The 19,749-nt window shown below is 38.3% G+C and carries 16 protein-coding genes; 12 read left to right on the forward strand and 4 right to left on the reverse strand.

The genetic code is table 11. The features are described 5' to 3' along the window. The first annotated feature begins 6 nt into the window (after nucleotides 1-6). Nucleotides 7-2,514 (forward strand): PspC domain-containing protein, encoded by a 2,508-nt coding sequence (locus IEX65_RS15965; RefSeq protein WP_188767210.1) that lies wholly within the window; start codon nucleotides 7-9, stop codon nucleotides 2,512-2,514. 102 nt (nucleotides 2,515-2,616) lie between these two features. On the opposite strand, the gene IEX65_RS15970 is transcribed toward IEX65_RS15965, so the two are convergent. Next, nucleotides 2,617-2,955, reverse strand: coding sequence for an L-rhamnose mutarotase (locus tag IEX65_RS15970; protein WP_188767212.1), 339 nt, complete (start codon nucleotides 2,953-2,955; stop codon nucleotides 2,617-2,619). Nucleotides 2,956-3,177: 222 nt separating this feature from the next. On the opposite strand from IEX65_RS15970, the gene IEX65_RS15975 reads away from it, so the two are divergent. The 5 genes from IEX65_RS15975 to IEX65_RS15995 all read left to right on the forward strand — a co-directional run bounded on the left by IEX65_RS15975 (nucleotide 3,178) and on the right by IEX65_RS15995 (nucleotide 8,489). Further along, the gene (locus tag IEX65_RS15975) at nucleotides 3,178-3,399 is read left to right on the forward strand and encodes a DUF2795 domain-containing protein (RefSeq protein WP_015028821.1); all 222 of its coding nucleotides are present in this window, start codon (nucleotides 3,178-3,180) and stop codon (nucleotides 3,397-3,399) included. A 109-nt stretch (nucleotides 3,400-3,508) separates the two neighbouring features. After that, nucleotides 3,509-4,327, forward strand: coding sequence for an SdiA-regulated domain-containing protein (locus tag IEX65_RS15980; RefSeq protein WP_188767214.1), 819 nt, complete (start codon nucleotides 3,509-3,511; stop codon nucleotides 4,325-4,327). 181 nt (nucleotides 4,328-4,508) lie between these two features. Continuing rightward, nucleotides 4,509-5,261 (forward strand): bacteriorhodopsin-like, encoded by a 753-nt coding sequence (locus IEX65_RS15985; protein ID WP_188767222.1) that lies wholly within the window; start codon nucleotides 4,509-4,511, stop codon nucleotides 5,259-5,261. Between the two features lie 105 nt (nucleotides 5,262-5,366). Next, a complete protein-coding gene (locus IEX65_RS15990) occupies nucleotides 5,367-6,299 on the forward strand; it encodes a Brp/Blh family beta-carotene 15,15'-dioxygenase (RefSeq protein ID WP_188767225.1) in 933 nt (310 codons plus the stop codon). Between the two features lie 57 nt (nucleotides 6,300-6,356). Continuing rightward, nucleotides 6,357-8,489 (forward strand): S9 family peptidase, encoded by a 2,133-nt coding sequence (locus tag IEX65_RS15995; RefSeq protein WP_188767227.1) that lies wholly within the window; start codon nucleotides 6,357-6,359, stop codon nucleotides 8,487-8,489. A 94-nt stretch (nucleotides 8,490-8,583) separates the two neighbouring features. Here the strand turns inward: IEX65_RS15995 and IEX65_RS16000 are convergent, their stop codons facing one another. From IEX65_RS16000 to IEX65_RS16010, 3 genes are all read right to left on the reverse strand, one after another. Next, nucleotides 8,584-9,069, reverse strand: a complete 486-nt coding sequence (locus tag IEX65_RS16000; RefSeq protein WP_188767230.1) for a DUF2911 domain-containing protein — start codon at nucleotides 9,067-9,069, stop codon at nucleotides 8,584-8,586. A 95-nt stretch (nucleotides 9,070-9,164) separates the two neighbouring features. Further along, entirely contained in the window at nucleotides 9,165-9,902 is a 738-nt protein-coding gene (locus tag IEX65_RS16005) for an ABC transporter ATP-binding protein (protein WP_188767232.1), read from the reverse strand. 83 nt (nucleotides 9,903-9,985) lie between these two features. Next, nucleotides 9,986-12,568, reverse strand: coding sequence for a tetratricopeptide repeat protein (locus IEX65_RS16010; RefSeq protein ID WP_188767234.1), 2,583 nt, complete (start codon nucleotides 12,566-12,568; stop codon nucleotides 9,986-9,988). 143 nt (nucleotides 12,569-12,711) lie between these two features. Between IEX65_RS16010 and IEX65_RS16015 the strand changes: the two genes are divergently transcribed. The 6 genes from IEX65_RS16015 to IEX65_RS16040 all read left to right on the forward strand — a co-directional run bounded on the left by IEX65_RS16015 (nucleotide 12,712) and on the right by IEX65_RS16040 (nucleotide 19,730). After that, entirely contained in the window at nucleotides 12,712-13,371 is a 660-nt protein-coding gene (locus IEX65_RS16015; protein WP_188767236.1) for a phosphatidylserine decarboxylase family protein, read from the forward strand. Between the two features lie 47 nt (nucleotides 13,372-13,418). Beyond that, a complete protein-coding gene (locus IEX65_RS16020; protein ID WP_188767239.1) occupies nucleotides 13,419-13,769 on the forward strand; it encodes a YraN family protein in 351 nt (116 codons plus the stop codon). Nucleotides 13,770-13,891: 122 nt separating this feature from the next. Then, a complete protein-coding gene (locus IEX65_RS16025; protein ID WP_188767241.1) occupies nucleotides 13,892-16,066 on the forward strand; it encodes a TonB-dependent receptor in 2,175 nt (724 codons plus the stop codon). A 144-nt stretch (nucleotides 16,067-16,210) separates the two neighbouring features. Then, nucleotides 16,211-16,849: a hypothetical protein gene (locus tag IEX65_RS16030; protein WP_188767243.1), complete on the forward strand. Its 639-nt coding sequence runs from the start codon at nucleotides 16,211-16,213 to the stop codon at nucleotides 16,847-16,849. A 2-nt stretch (nucleotides 16,850-16,851) separates the two neighbouring features. Beyond that, nucleotides 16,852-18,981 carry a histidine kinase gene (locus tag IEX65_RS16035; RefSeq protein WP_188767245.1) on the forward strand — a complete coding sequence of 710 codons (2,130 nt, stop codon included), beginning with the start codon at nucleotides 16,852-16,854 and terminating at the stop codon, nucleotides 18,979-18,981. Beyond that, nucleotides 18,978-19,730: a LytR/AlgR family response regulator transcription factor gene (locus tag IEX65_RS16040; protein WP_188767247.1), complete on the forward strand. Its 753-nt coding sequence runs from the start codon at nucleotides 18,978-18,980 to the stop codon at nucleotides 19,728-19,730. Before IEX65_RS16035 ends, IEX65_RS16040 begins: the two co-directional genes overlap by 4 nt. The last annotated feature ends 19 nt before the right edge of the window (nucleotides 19,731-19,749 follow it).

Raw genomic sequence — 19,749 nt, forward strand, 5'->3', positions numbered from 1 at the left:
AAGACAATGAAAAAGACTATACAAATAAATATAGCAGGCATGGTTTTCAATATCGAAGAAGATGCCTACGAAAAACTAAACGCCTACTTAGCCTCAATTAAACAATATTTTGCGTCGTATGAGGGTAGTCAGGAGATTGTTTCTGATATCGAAGCACGTATTGCCGAAAAATTCTGGACAAATCAAAAATCTGATAGCCAACCTGTTATTACGTATGAAGGCGTAAACGACCTCATTAAATCAATGGGTAGTGTATCTGACTTTGAGGCAATCGAAGAAGAAGAAGATTTGAAAAACACTGCACAATCAACAGCGAACAATACTCAATCGACATTTAGCAGTCAACAGTCAACAGCAGGAAGCCAAGAATCGGATAGTAAAGCAACTCAACCAAAACGCCTTTATCGTGATGTAAAACGCAAAGCATTGGGCGGGGTTTTGGCAGGCTTGGCACATTATTTCAATATTGATGTGGTTTGGGTCAGAATTATATACTTGTTGTTATTCTTAGGCTTACCGCCAATTGATGACGACCTCGGGCCAATTTCAGGTTTTGTTTTCTTAGCATATTTTGTTTGTTGGGTTGTTTTCCCGCCAAACTTCAACCTCGACGAAGACAAGAAAATCAAGAAATTCTACCGTGATAATGATAACAAAGTTTTAGGTGGTGTGTGTAGTGGTTTAGCTGCTTATTTTGGAGTTGACATTACCGTTATTCGTTTGCTTTTCGTGTTGAGTGTGTTTTTATTCGGAACGGGCTTCTTGGCTTACATTATCCTCTGGATTGTAGCACCAAAAGCCCAGACCCTCACACAAAAAATGGAAATGAAAGGTGAGCCAGTTACGCTTTCTAATATCGAAACCAATATCAAAGAAAGTATTAATGTTGATAAAAACGCCCCAGAAAACGCCCTTACCAAAATCCTTTTATTCCCTTTCCGCTTAGTCGGTATAGTTATCAAGGCTTTGGGTGAAGTGTTAAAACACCTCGGGCCAGTTGCCAGAGTTTTGGCAGGCATAATGCTGATGCTTTTCTCTTTAGCAATGATAGTTGGCGTTGTTGCAGCAGTTGCGGCATTCTTTGGTGTCGCATCGGGTATTGAAGGAACTGAGTTTTTTGACCGTAGTCCGTTCAAAATCTTCTCGCAAGACATTCACCCAATGACAGGTTTCTTTGCTTTCTTGGCAATGTTTACACCTTTCTTGGCTCTTTTGCTTACAGGTTTGACCTTACTTTCAAATAGAAGAATTGGGAATCGTAATTTTTGGATTTCATTATTAGGTCTTTGGTTAGCTGGGTTGATGGGAACAGGTATTTTAGCTACAAAATACGCCTTGAATTTCAAGAAAAAAGGTCGTTTTGAACAAACTAAAAACTTCCCCTACACGCTTTCAGGACAAACATTGGTACTTGATGCCAATAATAACCAAGATGATGATTTCGAGGAATTCCAAATTAGAGAAGACGTCGAAGTAAACTTAGAGGGCTATGAAGGCACTGATTTGAAACTCGAACAACGTTTTGAATCTTCTGGACCTACAAAAGCTGAAGCCGAAGCCAATGCGAAAAATATTTTGTATAATGTCATACAAAAAGATTCATCTCTTTCATTCGACCAAAAGATTTCGTTACCAGAGAAAGCTCGCTTCCGTGGACAAGACCTTCACATGACGCTCTATGTTCCTTACGACAAGCCTTTCAAAATCACAAAGTCATTCTATCATAGTGTGTATCGCCATGATTGGGGAAACAAAAATTTTGAACTTGACGGTGACGATGTTGATAAATACACTTATGTAATGAAACGTGACTCGGGTATGGTCTGCCGTGATTGTCCAAAACTAAGCGACGAAGAACGTGAGGCACTTAGAGATAATCGATACGATGACGACGATGATTCGGCCTTTGATTATGGTGTTTTTGAAGAAAAAGGTCAGCATGAAAAGAAATTTGAGTTAAGCGGCTTTGATAAAGTAGAAGTGGGAGGTGCATTTATCGTGACGATTCGTAAAGGTAGCTCATTTGAAGTAATAGCAGATACCGACGACCAAAGCGATTTAGATGATATTGATTTTGAAATTCGTAATAATACCCTCGAAATCGGTCATAAAGACAAGTTTTCGTTTAGTAGAAGAAACGAAACCGTTAGAATCAATATCACGATGCCATCGCTCGAAGGGCTTGATATTTCGGGAGCATCGACCCTAAAAGTCATTGGTTTCAAAGATAAAAACAAAGACTTAGATATTCAGTTATCGGGTGCATCAAAAGCTGCCATTGATGTAGAAGTTCGCAAAATCGAATTCGATGCTTCGGGTGCTTCAAAAGCAGACTTGAGAGGCTCAGCCGAAAGAGTAAACATGGATATTTCGGGAGCGTGCCACATTGATGCTAAACGCATGGAAATCAACCAAGCCAGAGCCGATGCCAGCGGAGCAAGTCATATTAGTTTCGGAAAAGTAAAAGATTTCGACTCAAATACAAGCGGAGCAAGCAAGATTAGCAGAGAATAGATGGTCAATGGTCGACAGTCAACAGCAGTTTATTTGATTGTTAGATTATTTAGAATAAAGAAATGAGTGAATAAGCCATCAAGCATTATTCACTCATTTTGCTTATTGATTGGTTAGTTTAAATATTTGTTTCATCAACATCCATTTTTCACCTGGTTTGGCCATTGGTAGGGCTTGTTGGAATTTCCACACAAAAGCCTCCCATTCTTGTACTTTAGGATTGTTGGCGTCCATTTCTGATTTTCTATCAAACGAAAAATCATCTTCGGTTTCCATAATCATAAACAACCGATTTCCGATTCGGTAAATTTCCATTTCGGTGATGCCTGCATCAGTAATGCTCTTGGCAATTTCATCGGCGATGCGTTCGTGTAATTTTTCATATTCGGCAATCAGAGTTGGGTCGTCAACTAAATCAAGAGCAAGCGTATAACGTTTCATCGTGAAAAAATGGGGGAGTTTTTGAATAAAATTTCAGATATAATTAATTGATAATCAGAGTTTTTATGATTGAGTAGAAATGTTTTTTAGTTTTCCTACAATATTTTTCGTAAAAAACGTTTGAAATTAAATAGATTTTTTCGTTATTTCATTTGAGAAGTAAATTTTTGTTATACTTTTGCAGCCTTAAATTTTTTGTAACACTAAAAAGGAATAAAGACTATGTATTGGACACTCGAACTTGCGTCGTATTTGGAGGACGCTCCGTGGCCCGCTACAAAAGATGAGTTGATAGATTTTTCGATTCGTTCGGGAGCACCCATTGAAGTTATTGAAAACCTACAAGAACTTGAGGACGACGGACAACCGTACGAGAGCATTGAGGAGATTTGGCCAGATTACCCGACCAAAGATGACTTTTTCTTTAATGAAGATGAATATTAAACAGAGTTTCTGATTCGGTAGCGTATTCGGATTTTTATTTATTTCAAAGCAACAGTTAGCCTTTCTAATTGTTGCTTTGTTGTTTCTACACCTTAACTTCCTCTCACTCATGAATATTCTACAAATTTTTATCGGGATTTTGGTTTTGGCTTTGATTGTTTTTGCTTGTTTACCCAAGAAAAAAGCCAAAGAATATACTCTTCGATATGACATCAGTAAGCCCAATAACAAAATGGAAATGCCTCAAAACTTAAAAGAGATTTCTGGCTTATCGTTCTACAAAGAAAATCAGCTTGCCTGCGTAAACGACGAAAAAGGCACAGTTTTTATCTATGATTTGGCCTTGCAAGAGGTTGTAGAAACCATTGATATTGGCAAAAACGGCGACTACGAAGGTATCGAGGTGGTTGATGATGAGATTTTTATCATGAAAAGCAATGGTAAAATCAAAGGTTTCAAAATCAGCGATGGCTCAGAAAGAAAAATTGATTGCTCGGATAAAGACGTAAAAGAATACGAAGGACTGAGTTATCATCCACAAACCCGAAGCCTTTTACTCGTAACGAAAGAAAAAGACAAGGATAAAAACGATAAAAAGACCATTTATGCTTACTCATTAACTACCGAAAAGTTCGAGAGATATCTGACTATTGATGAAGACATGATAAAAGGCAGCGATGGCAAGAAAGCTTTTGCACCATCGGGTATTGCTATACACCCAGTTACGGGCGAAATTTTTGTGATATCTTCACAAGGCAAAAAACTCTTAATTTTATCCCCCAAAGGAGAAAAAAACACCCTCATCGAACTCGACCCCGAGAGTTTCGTTCAGCCCGAAGGAATTTGCTTCACACCCAACGGAGATTTATATATTTCGTCAGAAGGGTCAGATTCAAACGGTTACATTCTAAAATTTTCTTATTTTTAATTAAATTTTTTGTATTGGTTTCTTACGGAAAGAATTTGGCTATTTATCAATATTTTATTAGAATAATACAATTTCAAATTTTAAAAAGACAACATTTGTTTAGTTTTCAAAACAAAACGTTAAACAAAAATACAAACGTTCTGTTGTAATTGTATTGTTCAACTTAAAATAATAATACCCAATGTACTCTCTATTCCTAAACATCGTCAATGTTGACGGCAAAGACCCAGTTTCATTTACATTCTTCACAGGTTACATGGCAATGCTCGCCGCATCAGTATTTTTCTTGTTTGAAAGAGGAAGTGTTGATGGCAAATGGAAAACCTCTCTTTTAGTTTCAGGATTAATCACTGGTATCGCAGCGGTTCACTATTACTACATGAGAGATTTCTACGGAGCAACGGGCGAAACCCCAGTAGCTTTGCGTTACATCGACTGGACGCTCACAGTGCCTTTGATGTGCGTTGAATTTTATTTATTACTCAAGCCAGCAGGTGCAAAACCAGCTTTCATGTGGAAACTCATAGTAGCATCAGTATTGATGTTGGTAGCGGGTTACATCGGTGAAGCTTTCAATCCAACGGCCTCAACAAGTCACTCTGTAATTTGGGGTGTGATTTCATCTCTCGGTTATGTTTATGTACTTTATTCGGCATGGGCTGGCGAGGCAAAGCAATTAGCTGCTTCTTCAAACTCTGATTCAGTAAAGTCAGGAATTCAAGCACTGGCTTGGTTCGTATTGGCTGGATGGGCGATTTACCCAATCGGCTACATGGCTGGCCCTGGTGGTTGGTTAGGACCAGATGGTGCAGGTTTGTTTCAAACAAAAGATTTGAACTTATTTTATAACATTGCCGATGCAATCAATAAAATAGGTTTTGGTTTGGTGGTTTATAACATTGCAACTACTGAGTCTAAAAAAGCTTTCGCTTAAAATGATTTAATATTCTGCCCGAAAATCTACTATGGTTTTTGGGCAGAATGCTTTTCTCTCTCTTCGTACAATCAGTTTCTTTTTTCTGCTAAATACTCAAAACTAATGAGAATAATCCTCTTGTTTGTAGGCTTTGCTATGCTGTTTGTGCATCATTATATTCAGCCTATTTCGGTAGAAGGCCAATTTTTGGCGTTTGCAACTGGTATTTTATTTCTGGGCATTCCGCACGGAGCGGCCGATTTATTGGTAGCCAATCAGAATGCCAATAGTGAGAAAAAACGCTTTTCGATGTTATTCTTTTTTACCAACTACTTAGGCAGACTCGTTGGTTTTGGTGCAATTCTTTGGTTTTTTCCTTTGATTGGAAATATTCTGTTCATCTTCCTTGCGGCCTATCATTTTGGCGAAACTGATTTGCATCGCTTCAGAACTGACACTCTTTGGGGTAAGATTTTGGTTATGAACTACGGCTTGGTTATTTTAAGCATAATTCTGATGCCTAACTTTAATGAAGTTCGACCGATACTTTTACTCTTCAAAGCTGGTTTTGATAATTTGGCATTTATCAATTGGCTTGATTCGCACCGAATCGGCTTGATTTTCTCGGCAGTTGTCTTATTTTTATTAAGTGTGACTATTTATTTCAGTAAAAACAAAGAGCTTGCTTTTTCTGAAAACAGGTATTTCTCCATACAGTTTCTGCTGATTTTGGTCATCCTATACAATCTTCCGATGGTGCTGGGCTTTACTTTTTATTTTGTAATCTGGCATTCTACTTTATCACTCAAAAATATCACTTCTTATCTCCGAAAAAATAGCAACTTTAATACAGCCAACCGAGTTATTCGGCAAATTGTATTTTACAGTCTATTGGCCATCGGCGGAATTTTGATTTTTGGCTTTACGGGCTTTATGTTTATCAATAATAATGCAATAATGGCGTACAGTTTTCTGGGGCTTGCCGTTCTGACTGCTCCGCACATGCAAGTCATGCACGATATGTACCACAAAATTCGGCTCAATCAAAACGCCTGAATGCAATCTTGATTTGTTTTTGTACTTTTACCAAGTAAACTTCAAAAACAATCAATTATGAGAATAATTCTAACCCTTATCTTCATTTCAAACTTAGTTTTTGCCCAAGTTGGCAAAGAAAAAGTATTAGTAACAGACCTCACCCGAATCAAACAAATTGGCTCTATCAACATCGCTCCCGATGGAAAAAAAGCCATTTACTCGCTCCGAACTTCCGAACCAAGCGAGGAAAACAAGCTCGAATATGAGTATCGTACCCATTTGTTTTTAACAGATTTTCAGACAGTTAGACAGCTTACTCGTGGAGTTGAAAGTGTAAATAATGGTGTTTGGTCACCTGATAGTAAACAAATTGCATTTGCAAGATATACGAAAGGTAAATCTCAGATTTTTGTTATGCCGCTTGATGGTGGCGAAGCATTTCAGCTAACTGATTCAAAATATGGTGCTTCAAATCCGAACTGGTCGAAAGATGGTTCAAAAATCTCATTTAGCGTGGGGCTTTCTCTGACCGAACTTTTGAAAGATTCTGTCCTGAATCCATCGAAAGGCGTTCCTGTGTGGTCTTTAGAAAAGCCTGGTTTTGCAAAAAATGAGTTTTTAAAACCCGCCAAAGGCGTGAAACCAAATCCCGATGGTACAATCGAAGAAATTAGAGCGTATTTAGAGAAAGACGTCGAAGATAAAAAAGCGAAAGTCATCAATCGTCTTACTTTTCAAGGTGAAGCTACTACTCAACCAGAGTTGAATTTCTCGCATATCTACACAATCGAAGTGAAAGAAGGTGCAAAAGCCACGCCTCTTACTACGGGTTTCAGGAGTTATGGCGGTGGAGCATGGCTACAAGATGGACAAATTGCGGTACAAACGGCTCTTGACTCACTACTCCACCCAGACCGTGAACAAGATAATAGAGTTTTGGTAATGAACCCAGATGGCTCGAATCGTAAGACCATTTTAGGTGAAAAAGGAAAATCGTTTGGCGGAGTAACGTGGTCGCCTGACGGAAAAAGCATTGTTTACACAAAATCTAACTCGCAAGGTGTAAATATTGGCGAATTATATATTGCCAAAGCCGATGGGTCGAATCCACAATTAATTAAGTTTGACCGTTCGGCGAGTGGACTAACGTGGTCGAAAGACATGAAATATGTTTATTTTACAGCACAATCAAACGGTGGACAGCCTATTTATAGAATTGATGTTGCAAGTAAAAAAGTGGAGCAGCTAACTGATTTTGATTCGGGAATTTTAGGTTTTGATTTATCGGCCGATAAAATCCTTTATTCAAAAACTGAAGTTGCCAATCCAAACGAGCTTTATGTAGCCGATTTGCAGATGAAAAATCCTGTAAAATTGACTTCGGTAAATGATTGGGTAAAAAACAAAGCATTGAGTTTTCCAGAAAAACGAATCTATACCAACTCAAAAGGCCAGAAAGTAGAATATTGGATAATGAAGCCAACTAATTTAGAAGCGGGCAAGAAATATCCACTTTTATTGAATATGCACGGCGGTCCAACTGCCATGTGGGGACCAGGCGAGTTTTCGATGTGGCATGAGCATCAGTACTTTTGTTCACAAGGCTACGGCGTGGTTTATGCCAATCCACGTGGTTCGGGCGGTTACGGTTTAGACTTTATGCGTGCTAATATCAAAGATTGGGGAACTGGGCCAACGGAAGACGTTCTCGCTGCCGCAACTGATGCCGCCAAGGCTTCGTGGGTGGATACTTCTCGTCAAGTTATCACTGGTGGCTCTTATGCGGGCTATCTGACCGCTTGGATTGTTGCTCACGACCACCGTTTTAAAGCAGCTTTTGCTCAGCGTGGCGTGTATGACCTTACGACATTTTTAGGCGAAGGAAACGCATGGCGTTTGATTCCGAGTTATTTCAATTATCCTTGGAATGATATACAAGAAAAAGTCTTAGAGACCAATTCTCCTTATACATTCGTTGACAAAATTCGTACGCCATTGCTCATCAAACACGGCGAAAATGACCTTCGCACGGGCGTAATTCAGAGCGAAATGATGTATAAATCAATGAAAATAATGGGCAAAGAAGTAGAATATGTAAGAATGCCAGGAGGCACGCACGAACTTTCACGCACAGGAAATGTTCGTCAAAGAATCGACCGAATGCTACGCATTTATGAATTTTTTGAGAGATTTGTTGGAAAGAAGTAACTCTCTTTTGTTCCCTTCGACTACGCTCAGGGAACGAGCCACAAAAAAAGCCGAGGCAAAACCTCGGCTTTTTATTACTACACTTACCTAAACCCTAAAACTCCATAGGTACGCTCACACTCGTCGTATCCCAGGAAATGGTTAAAGTCTTGTCGTCAGTAGTGATTGTTAGTTTCTCTACTACGTCTTTTAATGTCTTTACAGGAACCGTAACTTCGGCTACGTTTTTATCTTTAATTTTATCGTATCCATAAGCTCCCCATTGTTTTAATTCGCTATTCAAGATGATAGTCCATTCTTTTTCGCCTAATTTAGAGAATAAAGAATAAGTACCTGCTTTCACAGATTTACCACCAAATTTTACATCTTTTTTGAAAGTGATTTCGGTTGCTTCATTAGCTCCAGTACGCCATACTGTTCCGAATTTTTCTAATCCACCAAAAACCACACGGCCTTTTTTAGAAGGTTGACCGTAAGAAACTTTTACATTTGCACTTTCAGCAGAAACTCTTGGGCTTTGTGCAAAAGTTAATGTGCTAATTGTGAGCAATAAAGAGAAAAAGAATAATACTTTTTTCATAAAAATAATATAAGATTGAAAATGTTGATTTAATACTATAAACGCTAAACTTTAGATTTTAGTTTGAAGCAATTGCAATATTTCTATTCAACGGCTTACTCTTTTACTTTTTCGGCAAAAAGCTTGGCCATTTCTCGTGGGTTGGTTGGCTCTGGATTTACTTTATCCGACTCCAACAAACCATCACGCAAACGAATGATTCGGTGCGAATATTTGGCAATGTCTTCTTCGTGCGTAACCATTACGATGGTATTTCCTTTGGAATAAAGTTGGTCGAATAACTCCATGATTTCATAAGAAGTACGAGTATCTAAGTTACCCGTTGGTTCATCGGCCAATAGAATACTTGGGTCATTCACTAACGCACGGGCAATGGCTACACGTTGACGCTGCCCACCCGAAAGTTCGTTTGGTTTATGATGGGCTCTATTATCAAGACCCACATTTTTGAGGGCAAGCATGGCTTTTTCTGTTCTCTGCGATTTGGTGTATCCCGCATAAATTAAAGGCAAAGCCACATTTTCGAGGGCTGATTGACGAGGAAGCAAGTTAAATGTCTGAAAAACGAAACCAATTTCTTTATTTCGGACTTCAGCCAGTTCATTTTCGCTCATGCGACTTACATCATTGTTGTTCAAAACGTAGCGTCCGCCCGTTGGGGAGTCCAAACAACCAATAATGTTCATCAATGTAGATTTACCCGACCCAGAAGGCCCCATAAATGCTACATATTCACCTTTATCGACCGAAATCGTAACCGATTTTAAGGCGTCAATAATTTCGCTACCCATGATGTAGCGTTTTGAAATATTGGTTGTTTCGATAATTTTCATGAGAAGAAATGTTGAATGAGTGAATGAGTGAATGAGCGAATAACTTTCACTCATTTTACTATTCAATATCCAAAGATATTATTCTATTCAAAACCATCCTTTGTTTTTTCCATCAATGCTTTTTGGGCTTGATAGATGGAAAGAAATGCTTGATAATCGGCAGGGCTACTTAGCTGTTGTACTTTTGCCAAACCATCAGCTACGTAGTCGGTCAAGCCAATTCTGAGCGATTGTAGTGTGTATAACTTCCAAATTTCGGCGGAAGTATCGTTTAATTCGGCTGCTCGGAAAACGAAATTATAGGCATCGTTGGGCTTTTTGAGTGTATTGTTATAAAAATCAGCGACTTTACTCAAAACATAAGGATTTAGTGGATTTTCCTGCAAAACCTTATCAAAGTCAGCTTTTTTAGTTAAAGCAGTTTTAAATAATTCCTCCGCTTTAGCTTTTTGAAAATCGGCAATTGTTTGTTGATAATTTTGTTTTTGCAAAACTTCTACTGACGAAACATCTCCAGCTTTACTGAGAAGTTCTACCGCTTTATCATACACGCCTTGTTGCAAAAACCACATTCCAGCTACTTGATTATATAAAGGTTTGTGTTTGGTCGAATCATTAGCCAAAACCGCCAGTTGTTTCAATCCTTCAAGTTTATTTTCACTGAAATAATTTCGACAAGAAATAGCAAATTCTAAATCTTCAAAGAAATCGTTGTTTACTTCCTTTCGCTGAATATTCTGCAAATCTTTGCTTGAATACGGAAACATGGTATTATTAAATGAAGACAAATTATAAAGCAATGCAAATTGACTTACGTTAATGGCAGAATCTTTTGTTAATTCGATATTTGTCGTTGCCTGCACCAGTAAAATTTTATCGGCAGCAGCCCTATTTGCACGAAGACTCATGCTTTTTGTTGCTCGATTATCTCCTCCGAGTTTTGGATTTGATGCCTTTAATGATTTGTAAAGAGAATCTTTTTCTCCATATTTTAATTGATAAGCTAACAAATTAGATTCCGCCAAATCGCAGTCAGAGCAGTTAGTTTTTGCCAGATTCAGATAATAAAAAGTTGAATCAAGCACTTTTGTTTTTTCGTAGAGATACGCAATGTTGGTCAAAAGTTGTTGGTTCTGCGGGAATTTACTCACGCCTTCACGCAACGTAAAAAGAGCATCAAAAAACATATCTTTTTCCTGCAAAACCTTACTCAAACCCGCATACGCAAACGGACTGGCATTTTTTTCTAAAGCATTTTTCAGAAATAAGCCTGTATTTTCTTTATCGCCATTTTTTAGAGCCAACGACGCCAACGCATAATTTGATTTATGGTTACGAATATCAAAATGCAATGCTTCTTTGTAAAATGTCTCAGCGGCCTGAAAATCTTCGGTGGCTGTATAATAATCGGCAATGGCATTATAGTAGCCAGCTTTGGTTTGGAAGTAATTATTATAATTTTTGAACGAAATCAGCATGAAAACCAAAATTGCCGCCGCCATTCTAAAAAGTAGCAATTCATAAAACTTTGGTTTGTAAATCACTTTATGCACTTCCAAACCTTTTTGAAGTGGTTGCGTAAAGTTTATCAATACATAAAAGAAAAAGCAAAGCCCCATCGCTACATGAGCATACGAGATAAAATCCTCGAAAGCTTCAATGAGTGGGTCGTTGGCGGTTGCGTAAGCGTAGCCAATTGTAGCGGTGGTGATAATGGCCAAACCCAAATAAAACCACGAGCCAATGCTACGAAAATCAAAGAAATTCGATTGCTCAGAATAATCTCTGAAACCCCAAATTCCTAAAATCATAGAAATGCCAAAAAGAGCTACGGGATTTATTGAAATCATATTCCAATCGATATACTGCGATTTTTCGAGGTAAATTAAAAGAACATTGAGCAAATAAATACTCGAAATTGCCAAGAACGAAGGAATATGATTGCGATTTTTCACGCCAGAATTTGATACCACCCAAACCAAACTTGCCGAGATTTCGTGAGCAACCAATAAGATAAAAATTGTTGATAGAATAATTGCTGAAAGCAATCCATAAGAAAAAACTGCCAAACTTGGATTGGCTGCTTTTGCCGTAAAACCAATCAAGGCAGCGGCTGCTACACTCAAAACAAGAAAAGCTAAGAATCTTTTCAGGGCATTGATTTGAGGAGCAAATGTGTTGAAGTAAAAAGCCAAACCGGCAAACGCACCAAAAGCCACCAAAAATGGCAGCTGATTGACCGAGTTAAAGACAATTTCGAGATGAAAGGTTATCAGAATACCTGCCAGTAGAACCATTCCACCCAAAAACCAATAACGACTCATACCCGAAAAAGCACTTAATAGCAAATTCAGACCTAAGATAAACAATACCGCAAAAGCATGATTTGCCCAAAGGTTAATATCCATCATCGAAGCGAGATAACGCTCTTTAACAATATAAGCATTTCCGTTAATGGTAAACTTTAATTGGCCATCCGAGAAAGTATCCAAAACGGCAGGAATTTCGTCAAGCTCGCTCAGAATATCCCAATGAATGACATTTTCTAATCCTTTAAACCAATAAAAAGAAAGTAATAGAATTGAGGTGAAAAGTATCGTAAGAATAAAAACAAAGCTAAATCGTTCATTTTTAGGCCAGTTTCGCCAAAAAAAGAGTTTTTGCATAATTATATCAAGAGTTTTTCCACGTGAAACACCAACTTATCCACAGCTTTTGCACACGCATTATAAATATTTGAGCCGTGAAGATAACGTAAAAACATTGTTTGATTATATTTGCGGTTCTAAAAAACTAAACAGCTCAGAAAATGACACTTCATAAGGAAGGCACAGGAACGATTTCATTGACAATTATTGGACTATTGGCAGCTAATGCGGCTTTAAGATATTTTTTACCCGAACAAGAAATTTTACACACATTGTTGCTCGTCGTGAGCTTATTCCTGTTTGTGATTGTGGTTCAATTCTTTCGCAAACCAACTCGCACCACTGTTAAAAATCCCAAACACGTGATAGCTCCTGCTGATGGCAAAGTTGTGGTAATTGAAGAAGTTGTAGAAACTGAATACTTCAAAGGCCCACGTCGCCAGATTTCGATTTTCATGTCGCCACTCAATGTGCATATCAACTTTAACCCGATTGCTGGAATTGTTACTTACGCCAAATATCACGCTGGTAAATACTTGGTTGCTTGGCACCCAAAATCAAGCACCGAAAACGAACGCACGACAATCGTCGTGAAACACCACAACGGCACAGAGGTTTTGTTCCGCCAAATTGCTGGGGCTTTGGCTCGTAGAATTTGCTGGTACGTGAAAGAAGGACAAGCCGTGGAGCAAGGTTCGGAATTTGGTTTTATCAAATTTGGTTCAAGAATTGACATTTTCTTGCCATTAGATGCAAAAATCTTAGTCAATATCGATGATAAACCAGTTGGTGGTGAAACAGTAATTGCAGAATTAATGTAAGACATTTTACACTTTCTGAGGGCAAGTTAGAAACTTGCTCTACAACAATGGCAGAACACAACGAAACGGGCAATAAGGCCGAAGCTATGGCGGCCAAATTCTTGGAAAAGAAAGGTTACGAGATTCTCGACCAAAACTACACGCATGGAAAAGGCGAAATAGATATTGTGGTTCTGAAAGATGGCTGGTTAGTTTTTGTAGAAGTTCGGGCGAGGTCAGAAGTTGCTCATGGCTTTCCCGAACAAACTATCTCGAAAAACAAAGCCAGTCTTATTATTAAAACTGCCGAAAACTACATTTATGAGCATGATTGGCACGGAAACGTTCGTTTCGACATCATTGCTATAACCGTGGGCGAGAAATTTGAAATTATGCACTTTGAAGATGCGTTTTTCTAAATTTTGATTTATTTCACTCCATTATCTGCTAAGTTTATTCTTCAAAAACAGGCGTTTGTCTGAAAACGCTAATCTAAGGAGGTTTTCAAAAATAAATTTGTGTCATCAAAAAACACAAATCAATGAAAAAGCTATTACCTCTCTTTTTATTCCAACTCTTATTACTTTCAACGCTTTTTGCCCAAACAACCATCAAAGGCAAAGTAACCGACCGCAAAGGAGAAGCCCTGCCGAGTGCCAATGTTTTCGTAAAAGGCAGCTACGATGGTGCAACCAGCGATTTAGATGGCAATTTCACGTTCAAAACTTCTCAGAAAGACACCGCAACGATTTCGGCAAGTTTTGTGGGCTACGAGCCTTTCGAGCAAAAAATAAAACTGGATAAACCAATCGTAGAAGTAAGCATCAAGTTAGAAGAAGCCATGAATGTGCTGAATACCGTCACGATTACGGCAGGAACTTTCGAGGCCTCAGATAGCAAAAAAATGGTTATGCTAAAACCGCTCGATATTGTAACAACCGCAGGTGGTGGAGCAGATATTACGGCCGTAATGCAGCTTTTGCCAGGTTCGCAACGAGTGGGCGAGCAAGAAGGGCTTTTTGTGCGTGGAGGTTCGGCCAGCGAAACAAAAACCGTGATTGATGGCATGATTGTGCAGAATCCGTTTTTTAGTAGTACGCCCGATGTGCCACAACGTGGACGATTCACGCCTTTTATGTTTAAAGGAACCGCTTTTAGCACGGGTGGGTATTCGGCACAATATGGTCAGGCTCTTTCGTCGGTGCTTTTATTGCAAACCAAAGACAAAACCGATAATGCCAGCGGTTGGAATCTGAATGCCAATATGGCGGGTATCGGAGCAACTTACACGCATAAAGGCAGTGTTTCGGGGTCAGTTTATTACAGCAATCTTTCTCCTTACTTCAATCTGATTCAGTCGAATATCATTTTTGATAAAATGCCGCAAGGTTTTAGCACTTCGCTAACGGTCAATGAAAATCTGACTAAAAATAGTTCGTTGAAAATCTACGGAACTTATACCGATAATCAATCTACGATTTTGTTTCCATCTTATGAGGAAGTTGGCACAAAGTATAGATTTGACCTGAAAAATCGCAATGTTTTCACGAATGGAAGCTATCAAGTAAATTTTGATGAAGGACGTTGGATTTTACAAACTGGACTTTCGTACAGCCATAATACTGATAAATTAACAATCGGAGGCAACGCAGGCGACCGCCTCGATGAGCGTACACAGGTGCGAGCAGTAATGACTCGCCTATTTGGAAGGAATAATGCCAGTTCGGTTCTGTTTGGCACAGAGTTTCACGCCATAAAAGTCGGAAATGTTTATAATCAGTATGATTTTAGGTTGAATGAAAATTATGGAACGGCTTTCGTAGAAACTGAACTCTACATCACACCAAAATTGGCAGGAAGATTTGGTTTACGAAGCGAATACACGAACGTGATAGATAAAGCCAATATTGCTCCTCGAATCTCTTTGGCCTACAAAACGGGTCAATATAGTCAAGTTTCTTTGGCGGCGGGGCAGTTTTATCAAACTCCAGAGAAAAACTATCTTTACCTCAATCAAAACTTAGATTTTGAGTTGGCTAATCACTTGATTCTGAATTATCAAATCATCAAAAACGACCGTACATTTCGAGTTGAGGCTTTTAGAAAAGATTATAAAGATTTAGTACGAGAATACACAACTTTCTACGACCCAAACCCATATCGTTTCCCGATTGGAAAAACCGATAATAGCGGGTTCGGCTACGCTCAAGGCTTCGATGGATTTTTTCGAGACAAGAAAAGCATCAAAAATGGAGATTTTTGGTTCACTTATTCTTTCTTGGATACCAAACGCTTATTCAGAAATTATCAGCAAGAAGCTACGCCAACTTTTGCTTCAAAACACAATTTTAGCGTGGTTTATAAACAATTTCTTGAAAAAATCAGCACAAACGTTGGTGTAACATTCACGCATACAAGCGGGCGACCAAACTATGATTTTGCTACCACGTCGTTTTTGCCAATTTATATGAAACCGTATCAAAACGTGAGCCTTTCGGCGAGTTATATAAAAGTGATTAAAGGCAATTTTGTGGTATTTTATGCGTCATTGGATAATATTTTTGCTCGAAAAAATGTGTTTGGCTACCGTTATTCGGCCGATGGCAAACAACGTTTTGAAGTAACTCCACCAGTTTACAGAACATTCTTTTTGGGAATTTCGATGAATCTTTCAAAACAACTCAGTAAACCAAAAGAAGCTGATTTAGAAAATTGATAGTTTTCACTCTTCCAAAAACGAAGTTTACTCCTCAAAAACAAGCATTCGTCAGAAATCAGTATTTCAGCAATAAAAGTCCACATAACTTTGAGTCAACAAATCAGAAAAGCTATTTTTTTAACATTCAAACAATCAATCAAAATGAAACGTATCTTATTTGTAATCAGCCTATTAACATTGGTAATTACCGAAACTTTTGCTCAAAACCCTGCCTACATTTCAGCAATGGAAAAAGCTGTCGGTTTGCTCAGCGAATTTGAAAACACTGAGAATAACAAGCAAGCCGTTAGCCAATTAGAACGCATCGCTGCTGCCGAACCCAAAGAATGGTTGCCAAATTATTGGGCGGCTTATGGCTTAGTAAACTTAAATTATGCCGAAACCGATGCCGATAAAAAAGACATCATTTTAGAAAAAGCCGAAAAATTTGCCGCAGCAGCCGAAAAGCTTCAACCCAACAACGACGAAATAGAAGTGCTTAAAGCCTACATTGCCAGTGCAAGAATGGCGGTTTCGCCACAAGACCGTTGGCAAAAATATGGTGGAATCGTAGGAACGGCTTTACAAAACGCAGCTAAGTTAAACCCTGAAAATCCAAGAGCGGCTTTATTGGCAGGACAAGGCGTCTTTTATACTCCAGAAGCTTTTGGTGGTGGAAAGAAAAAATCAGAGCCGATTTTACAAGATGCCATCAATAAATTTGCGAAATTCAAACCCGCATCGAGCATTGCACCAAACTGGGGCGAAAGAGTTGCTAAATGGATGCTTTCTCAGATATAAAAATGAACTCATTTGCAACACACATTAAAGAAATCAACGTTGAAGGCATAAAAAACCTTCAACTGTTGACTTTCGCTGGTGACATCGAACTCATCGGAACAGAGGAAAATATCATAAAAATAGAAATTTTTGCCTCTGTCAGAAGTTGGATGACATTATTTCTGAATAGTGAAAGATTAGATTCGATTGATTCAGAAATTAACCCTGTAAGCATCGAAACAATCGGTGAGACACTCCATATTCTCTCAAAACCCAATTATTTTCACCCATATAACTGGATTAATTTTCAGAAAACTTCTTTCCGAATTTCATTACCAAAGCACATTTTGGCAAATACTAAGACTTACGGAGGAAATATTTACTTAAAAAATCTCGACTCCAATCATATTTTCACGACTTGGGGTGGAAAAATACTGATTAACGACTCTAAAGGTATTTTTCGAGGTAAAACAATGGGAGGAAACTTAGAAATCAATAATTGCGATGCCAATATTGATGCTAAAACTTGGGGTGGAAAAGTGCTTTTATCTGAAAACGACGGCGATATGGTTGTAAAAACCCTCGGCGGGAATATTCAGATAAAAAACCAAAAAGGGAAAGTTCATGCCAGTACGTCGGGCGGGAATATTTTGGGCGAAGGATTGAAAGGAGAACTTCAATGCTCAACTTGGGGCGGAAACATAAAACTTTACGGTATCGAAGGCGATATTGGAGCAAACACCAAAGGCGGCAATATAGAGGCCGAAGTAAAAGCTGTCAATAAGTATATTTGGCTCGATACGGCAGGCGGAAATATCAGCGTAGCATTACCTCTGCAACAATCGCTTGACTTAGATATTTCCAGCTCAAAAGTTACAGTCCCACTACTTTCAAATTTTGAGGGTTTTAAAACCCAAGACCAACTCGTAGGGAAACTCAATGGCGGTGGACCAAAAGTTTTGGTAAAAGGAACGGGTGGAAATATCAAAATTTTACCCGAATTACAAAAATTCGATAAGGTAAAAGATAGTTTTATCAAACGCCAAAGCCCAAGTATTGACACAAATTATGTGGCACTCAGCTTCGGCAACTTCATTTTGGGTTTATTTTTCTGTTTATTACTTACTTACGGCCTAAGTAGTATTGTGTATTTTACGTTTCAGAATATCGACACGAAAATAAACCCTCAGAACGCTTTAACTAACATCGAAAAAATTGTTTTCCTATCAAATATTGCTAACGGATTGAGTTCACACGGGGCTGTTACAACGTTTATTCAGTTATTGGATAAGAGAATTTACCAAAATTGGCTTAAATACCTTATTATCATTGCTTTTACGCTCATTTTGATTGAATTTTCTCAGATTTTATTAGGTATTTTTTCATTGAGTTATGCCGATTTAGTTGCTTACAACCGAGATTTTAAAACTCCCGATGGCACATTCAATGTAAATCGAATTTATTCGTTGATTCCGCTGATTGTCAGTTGTTCTTATTTCTATTACTGGCAACATACTCGACAAATCACACGAAAGATTTCGGAGCAGGAATATCAACTACTCAACCTCGAAAAACTCAAAACAACCGCCGAACTTGGGGCTTTGCAGGCACGTATAAATCCACATTTTTTATATAATTCACTCAACAGTATTGCAAGTTTGGTTCATTCCGACCCCGATAAGGCCGAAGAAATGACAATTTTATTATCGAAGTTTTTTAGATATACCACCGACCGTAACAACGAACATTTTTGTAGTGTCTCCGACGAACTTGAGGTAGTAAAAACCTATCTTTCAATCGAGCAAGTGCGTTTTGGTGACAGGCTAAAATTTTCAACCGAACTGGATAAAAGCCTTGAAGATTTTCAGATTCCGAGGTTTTTATTACAACCTTTGGTCGAAAATGCTATCAAACACGGTATAGCGAAGGTTTCGGGCGAAGGAAAAATTGAAGTAAAAATCTACCAAAAAGACGAATCAATTATTCTTTCGGTACATGATTCTGGAAAACCCTTTCCAGAAGAAATGGCTTCAGGCTACGGACTCCGCAGTATCAACGAAAAACTCAGATTAATTTACGGCAAAAATGCTCATCTGGAAATTCAGAATGATAAAACATATAAGGCGGTAATAATTACGATAAAGAAAAAATGAAAACTATACTCATCGACGACGAACCGCTGGCAATCGGACGGTTAAAAAGACTTTTGGGCAAATTTGAAGATTTTGAAATAATTGCCGAAGCAAAAAACGGACACGAAGGACTCGAAAAGATAACTTCTCTCAAACCCGATGTGATTTTTTTGGACATCGAAATGCCTGAAATGACTGGTTTTGAAATGCTTGCTCAGCTTGATTTTATGCCTTTAGTGGTTTTTGCAACTGCTTACGACCAATATGCCATTAGAGCGTTTGAAGAAAATTCGATTGATTATCTATTGAAACCAATTGAAACTGAACGCTTAGAAAAGACCGTTGAAAAACTGCGTAAATTAAAGTCAAACACGAGCGATAGCTCCATGAATAATAGTCTTTTACAGTTAATTGAGCAATTCAAGCCTAAGAAAGACATTCATTCAATTTCGGTGAAATCGGGCGAGAAGATTTTGTTTATTCCACTAACAGAAATCAGCTTTTTTGAAGCCGAAGACAAATACGTTTTCTTGAATACGACCGACGGAAAGCAATATTTGACCAATTATACAATAGCTTCATTGGAAGAAAAACTACCCGAAAATTTCACGAGAGTTAGTCGCTCATCAATTATTAACTCTCTGCTAATCAAAGAGTTGCAGAAATATTTTAGCGGAAAATATTTGGTAATTATGCGAGATACAAAAGCTTCAAAAATAGAAACTGGCTCAGCTTATGGAGAAAATTTGAAGAAGTTGATGGAGATTTAATTTAGACAAGAGATATTAG

Origin of the sequence: Emticicia aquatilis (genome assembly GCF_014644295.1) — a bacterium.
Taxonomy (GTDB): domain Bacteria; phylum Bacteroidota; class Bacteroidia; order Cytophagales; family Spirosomataceae; genus Emticicia; species Emticicia aquatilis.

Coding starts and splice junctions, on each gene's coding strand:
- IEX65_RS15965 (WP_188767210.1), top strand. CDS start 7: ATGAAAAAGACTATACAAATAAATATAGCAGGCATGGTTTTCAATATC.
- IEX65_RS15970 (WP_188767212.1), bottom strand. CDS start 2,955: ATGAAACGTTATACGCTTGCTCTTGATTTAGTTGACGACCCAACTCTG.
- IEX65_RS15975 (WP_015028821.1), top strand. CDS start 3,178: ATGTATTGGACACTCGAACTTGCGTCGTATTTGGAGGACGCTCCGTGG.
- IEX65_RS15980 (WP_188767214.1), top strand. CDS start 3,509: ATGAATATTCTACAAATTTTTATCGGGATTTTGGTTTTGGCTTTGATT.
- IEX65_RS15985 (WP_188767222.1), top strand. CDS start 4,509: ATGTACTCTCTATTCCTAAACATCGTCAATGTTGACGGCAAAGACCCA.
- IEX65_RS15990 (WP_188767225.1), top strand. CDS start 5,367: ATGAGAATAATCCTCTTGTTTGTAGGCTTTGCTATGCTGTTTGTGCAT.
- IEX65_RS15995 (WP_188767227.1), top strand. CDS start 6,357: ATGAGAATAATTCTAACCCTTATCTTCATTTCAAACTTAGTTTTTGCC.
- IEX65_RS16000 (WP_188767230.1), bottom strand. CDS start 9,069: ATGAAAAAAGTATTATTCTTTTTCTCTTTATTGCTCACAATTAGCACA.
- IEX65_RS16005 (WP_188767232.1), bottom strand. CDS start 9,902: ATGAAAATTATCGAAACAACCAATATTTCAAAACGCTACATCATGGGT.
- IEX65_RS16010 (WP_188767234.1), bottom strand. CDS start 12,568: ATGCAAAAACTCTTTTTTTGGCGAAACTGGCCTAAAAATGAACGATTT.
- IEX65_RS16015 (WP_188767236.1), top strand. CDS start 12,712: ATGACACTTCATAAGGAAGGCACAGGAACGATTTCATTGACAATTATT.
- IEX65_RS16020 (WP_188767239.1), top strand. CDS start 13,419: ATGGCAGAACACAACGAAACGGGCAATAAGGCCGAAGCTATGGCGGCC.
- IEX65_RS16025 (WP_188767241.1), top strand. CDS start 13,892: ATGAAAAAGCTATTACCTCTCTTTTTATTCCAACTCTTATTACTTTCA.
- IEX65_RS16030 (WP_188767243.1), top strand. CDS start 16,211: ATGAAACGTATCTTATTTGTAATCAGCCTATTAACATTGGTAATTACC.
- IEX65_RS16035 (WP_188767245.1), top strand. CDS start 16,852: ATGAACTCATTTGCAACACACATTAAAGAAATCAACGTTGAAGGCATA.
- IEX65_RS16040 (WP_188767247.1), top strand. CDS start 18,978: ATGAAAACTATACTCATCGACGACGAACCGCTGGCAATCGGACGGTTA.